General features: G+C 54.3%; 5 protein-coding genes. All 5 read left to right on the top strand.

What is annotated here, in order from left to right:
• The first annotated feature begins 119 nt into the window (after positions 1-119).
• The 5 genes from HPY71_14155 (at position 120) to HPY71_14135 (ending at position 4581) form a co-directional block, all read left to right on the top strand.
• Entirely contained in the window at positions 120-755 is a 636-nt protein-coding gene (locus HPY71_14155; GenBank protein ID NPV54635.1) for a tyrosine-type recombinase/integrase, read from the top strand.
• A complete protein-coding gene (locus HPY71_14150; protein NPV54634.1) occupies positions 752-1741 on the top strand; it encodes a tyrosine-type recombinase/integrase in 990 nt (329 codons plus the stop codon). The genes HPY71_14155 and HPY71_14150 overlap by 4 nt, the downstream gene beginning before the upstream one ends.
• The gene (locus HPY71_14145) at positions 1738-2757 is read left to right on the top strand and encodes a tyrosine-type recombinase/integrase (protein ID NPV54633.1); all 1020 of its coding nucleotides are present in this window, start codon (positions 1738-1740) and stop codon (positions 2755-2757) included. Before HPY71_14150 ends, HPY71_14145 begins: the two co-directional genes overlap by 4 nt.
• A gap of 106 nt (positions 2758-2863) precedes the next feature.
• Entirely contained in the window at positions 2864-3769 is a 906-nt protein-coding gene (locus HPY71_14140; GenBank protein ID NPV54632.1) for a transposase, read from the top strand.
• Between the two features lie 5 nt (positions 3770-3774).
• The gene (locus tag HPY71_14135; GenBank protein ID NPV54631.1) at positions 3775-4581 is read left to right on the top strand and encodes an ATP-binding protein; all 807 of its coding nucleotides are present in this window, start codon (positions 3775-3777) and stop codon (positions 4579-4581) included.
• The last annotated feature ends 99 nt before the right edge of the window (positions 4582-4680 follow it).

Here is a 4680-nt window from a genome sequence, read left to right as displayed (position 1 = left end):
CATTACCGGACCCTACAAAAGCTCGGACTTCTGATCGGTGAATATCAACCACCTCAACCGTAGCCGCGCAAAAATCGGCCACAATGAACTCCTAATTGAATCTACCCCTACTGCGGAAAATGGGCTTAGCAAAAGATCTCAGCAACACCTTAGACTCTCCTCGTCTGTATCGCTTATCGAGCATACCGCGCTCCATCACCTGGGATGAGGTTAATCGTATGCTGGAAGTGGTCGACCGCCGGACGTCTATCGGCAAACGAGACTACGCCATCCTACTCCTGTTGGTAACCTATGGACTTAGGGGAAGGGAGATCGCCGCTTTGACCTTGGATGATATTGATTGGCGAAGAGAGCGGCTCCGTGTGCCGGAGCGGAAGGCCGACCATTTCACGGCATACCCTCTGTCCCCTGTCGTGGGAGAGGCAATCTTGGATTACCTCCAACATGGCAGGCCTAAAACCCCCGACCGCCACATCTTTTTCCGGGGACTGGCCCCCTATAGACCCATGACTTTCGCCGGCGTATCCGGCCGCGCATCTCACTACCTCCATAAGGCTGGAATCCCTGTTGGCAGACCGGGATCCCACACCCTTCGCCATACATGCGTGCAACGACTTGTTGATGCCGGCTTTTCCCTTAAAGCCATCGGAGACTACGTGGGCCATCGGAGGCCGGCATCGACGCAGATATACGCCAAAGTGGCGGTGGAGGACCTTCGAGAAATCGGCTCTGGTGTAGGGGAGGAGGTTCTATGAGATCGGGATGGAATGGCTTCCAAAGTCCTCTGGCGGAAGGGATCCAACATTTCCTCGCTTACAAGCGTGCCCTTGGACAGAGCTTTCGCACCGAAGAAAAGGCCCTCCGCTTATTGGATGCATTTCTAGTCCAGCAGAAGGTGCAAACCATCGAGGGGGTCACCGCAGAGATTGTTGACGCTTTCCTGGCCTCCCGCCCCCGAAAAAGACCTCGAAGCTACAACCATTTGATCAGTGTCCTTGGGCGGCTATTCAGTTGGTTGGTAAGACACTCCTATTTAACGTACTTTCCTTTGCACATGCAAACTCAGCGAGAGACCTCGCAGAGGATTCCATTTTTATTCACGCCCGCCATGGCACGGAAGTTGTTGGCTTGTGCAGGAAGCTTGAAAGATAACCCAAGGGCGCCCCTTCGAGGCCCTACCTATCGGGCCATATTTGCCCTGTTGTACGGCCTTGGCCTTAGGGTTGGCGAGGTCTCCCGGCTTTGTGTGAAGGATCTGGATCTTGAGCGGTCGCTACTGGTCATTCGCCAAACCAAGTTTGCCAAGAGTCGCCTTGTTCCCTTTGGACCTCGTATGAAAGAGCTTCTCAGAGAGTATCTCCGGGTACGGGCAGAGAAACACGGACTACCTCTGGTAGAGGAGCCTTTGTTTACCTTCGGTGGTGGTCGCCCCATACACCCCGGCACCATCAGCCAGACCTTTCATTCCCTAATTCCCCAGCTTGGATTGCGGATACCCCAGGGAGTGTCTCCTCCCCGCGTGCACGATTTGAGACACTCATTTGCAGTGGGTACCCTGCTCCGTTGGTACCGCGCGGGTATCGACCCGGGAACGCGCCTACTCCACTTGGCGACTTTCTTAGGTCACGTCGATCCAAATTCCACAGCGGTCTACCTGACCATTACACCGGATTTACTTCTGGAAGCTAATCATCGTTTTGAGCGTTATGCAGCGTCCGCCATTCAGGAGGTGTCACCATGAACGATGAGAATCTGGGTCGCATCACATACTCTTTCTTCACAGACTACCTTAGAGTCCAAAGAGGGTTGCGTCCGGCATCAATAAGAAGTTATCGAGACACTCTTCGCCTCTTTCTCCAATTTGTCTCATCTGACATGCGGCGTAAAATCACTCGCCTCTCCATCCAGGATTTGACCTTTAGGCAGGTCAAAGAATTCCTTCATTATCTTGAAAGGGATCGAAAAAACCACATTCGAACCCGCAATCACCGCCTTGCGGTGCTGCACGTCTTCTTCGGCTACGTCGCCACGAGGATTCCTGAGATGCTTTCGATCTCTGAACAAGTGGCGGCCATTCCCATGAAACGCGTGCCTCCCCCTGAAACATCTTTCCTGGAACGCGAAGAGATCTCTTCACTTTTTGCGCATTTACCCTCTAAAGGACGCTATGCACTGCGAGACCGTGCGCTTTTTATGTTTCTTTACAATACGGGAGCCCGTGTGCAGGAGGTTGCGGACTTACGCGTCGGAGATCTTGACCTTGATGGCTCGCCCCGCGTCAGACTACACGGTAAGGGAGACAAGTGGAGGACATGCCCGTTATGGCAGGAGACGACCAACCTGCTAAAAACTCTCCTCCGACAAAAGCATATGAAAGATGCATCAGATGACGCAGTATTCCTCTCCCAAAGCGGAAAGCCTCTAACTCGATTCGGTATTTACAAGATCGTTCGCCGCCATACCGACTCACTTCGGCAGGATAAGAAAGCAGCGAACCCCCGACGAATAAGCCCCCATGTATTCCGGCATACAGCAGCCATGCATTTGTTGGAGTCAGGGGTGGAGGTCAACGTGATCCGCAATTGGCTTGGACATGTAAGCCTGGAGACTACCAATCGTTACGCGGAGATCACTACCCGAATGAAAGAAGCTGCCTTGCGGGTTTGCGAACCCAAGAATGATTCTTCTGGGGGATACCCCCGAAAACCAGTTTGGCGAGAGGACGAAACGCTATTGTCTTGGCTTGATTCCCTGTAAAAATTATGTTCCCAAAGTTATGAGGCGAAGATCAAAGAACCTTGTCCTTCGCCTCATCTGCAGGAATGCACTAGGCATGGCCACATAACCAGAAGGGGCACATAATTTGGATAACCTGAAGGGCGGGGTGCTCAAACCAGATATCTATGAACCCCAGCTAAATCGAGCATATGAAGAGCTTGCCGCCCACTACGGCGTGCTCATAGACCCGTGCCGTAAGGGAAAACCGAAGGACAAGCCTCGAGTGGAACGGCTCGTTCCATACGTACGGGAAAGCTTCTTCAGAGGTCGGACGTTTTCTTCTCTTGCCGAGATTGATCGGGAAGCCCTGAGATGGTGTACCAAGGTCGCCGGCATGAGGATCCACGGCACAACCAGGCAAAGGCCGATTGAGGTCTTCAACCTTGTCGAAAAGACTGCGTTAAAGCCGCTTCCCGAGCGGTGGGAGATTGCTGTGTGGCAGACCGCCAAGGTCGGGCCGGATTCTCACTGCATGGTGAAACGAGTGCTCTATTCGGTTCCCTGGCGGTATATCGGGCAGGAGCTTTCCGTAAGGATCACCGATAAGAAAGTCCAGTTCTACCTGGGGGATGAGCTCATAAAGACCCATATACGCAGGCCTGGTGAGCGAAGGCACACTGACCCGGAGGACCTTCCGGCCGATAAGATCGCGTTCTTTCAGAGGACCCCACAATGGTGCATTCGCCAGGCCCACAAGATGGGAGATTCGGTATTCAAGCTGGTTCTGGAGCTTCTTCGGGAGGAGACTCTGACACACCTGCGCCAGGCCCAAGGCGTAATACGGCTTTGCGACACCTACGGTGCCGAGAGGCTCAATCGGGCCTGCGCAAGGGCCCTTGCCTTCGGCGATGCCAGGTATAAGACTGTAAAGGGCATTCTCTCCTGCGGACTTGACGAAGATCCCACCCCTGAACAGACCAGCCGGAGCGCCGGGGCTCTCTTGCATGGAATCGAGGCTTTTGCTCTTGATAGCGATATACGGGAGGGATGAATCGGATGCAGGCTCATGAACTCGAAAAGAAACTCAAACGTCTGAGGCTCGGACGCATGCTCGATACACTGGATTTACGCCTCGAACAGGCACAACAAGGGAAACTCGGATACCTCGAATTCCTCGACTTGCTACTCGAGGATGAAATCAATCGTCGGGCGAACCAGGCACTCGCTCAGCGGGTGGCCCGTGCGCGGTTTGAGGAGATCAAGACGCTTTCGGAGTTCGATTTCGGTTATAACCCCAAGATCCCGGCCGCCACCATCCGGGACCTTGCCACATGTGGTTACCTTGAGCGCAAAGAATCGATCATAATCTCCGGGCCAGTCGGGGTCGGGAAATCGCACATATGCCAGGCACTCGGGCACATTGCATGCCAGAGGGGCTATAGCGTCATCTACCGAAAAGCCCCGAAACTGTTTGCGGATCTCGGCGGCGGTCACGCTGACGGCACCTTCGAGAAGCGCTTGCGTGTATATCTCCAGCCAGATCTGCTCATCATCGACGACTTTGGGCTGCGCGATCTCACCCCACTGCAGGCCGAGGACTTCTATGAGCTCGTCTGCGAGCGCTACCGCAGCGGCTCGCTGATAGTCGTCTCGAACCGCACGCCAAAGGACTGGTATGCCCTCTTCCCCAATCCAGTCCTGGCAGAAGGGGCCCTTGACCGCCTCATCAACAGCTCTCACTATATCCTGATGGAGGGGAAGAGCTACCGCCCGCTCCGGCGCCCCGACCGAGGGCGGGCTGGTTCTGATCCCACTTCGTCTTCATTTCCAGTTGGAAAGGAGGAGATGGTAGCCGGATCTTGAATTAAGTATTCGTGCCATCCGGGAGGGTGAATCACATGAGCGCGGGGTGGGTGAATTATTTGACGCACCCCTGGGTGAATTTCATGATTGGCGACACCA

This window comes from Bacillota bacterium, assembly GCA_013178125.1.
In the GTDB taxonomy this organism is placed as follows: Bacteria; Bacillota; SHA-98; order Ch115; family JABLXJ01; genus JABLXL01.
Note: the sequence above shows the minus strand (reverse complement) of the source record. Positions and strands in the feature narration are given on the sequence as shown.

Excerpts from the sequence above, each read along its gene's own strand:
- HPY71_14135 (NPV54631.1), top strand. The coding sequence starts at position 3,775 with ATGCAGGCTCATGAACTCGAAAAGAAACTCAAACGTCTGAGGCTCGGA.
- HPY71_14155 (NPV54635.1), top strand. The coding sequence starts at position 120 with ATGGGCTTAGCAAAAGATCTCAGCAACACCTTAGACTCTCCTCGTCTG.
- HPY71_14150 (NPV54634.1), top strand. The coding sequence starts at position 752 with ATGAGATCGGGATGGAATGGCTTCCAAAGTCCTCTGGCGGAAGGGATC.
- HPY71_14145 (NPV54633.1), top strand. The coding sequence starts at position 1,738 with ATGAACGATGAGAATCTGGGTCGCATCACATACTCTTTCTTCACAGAC.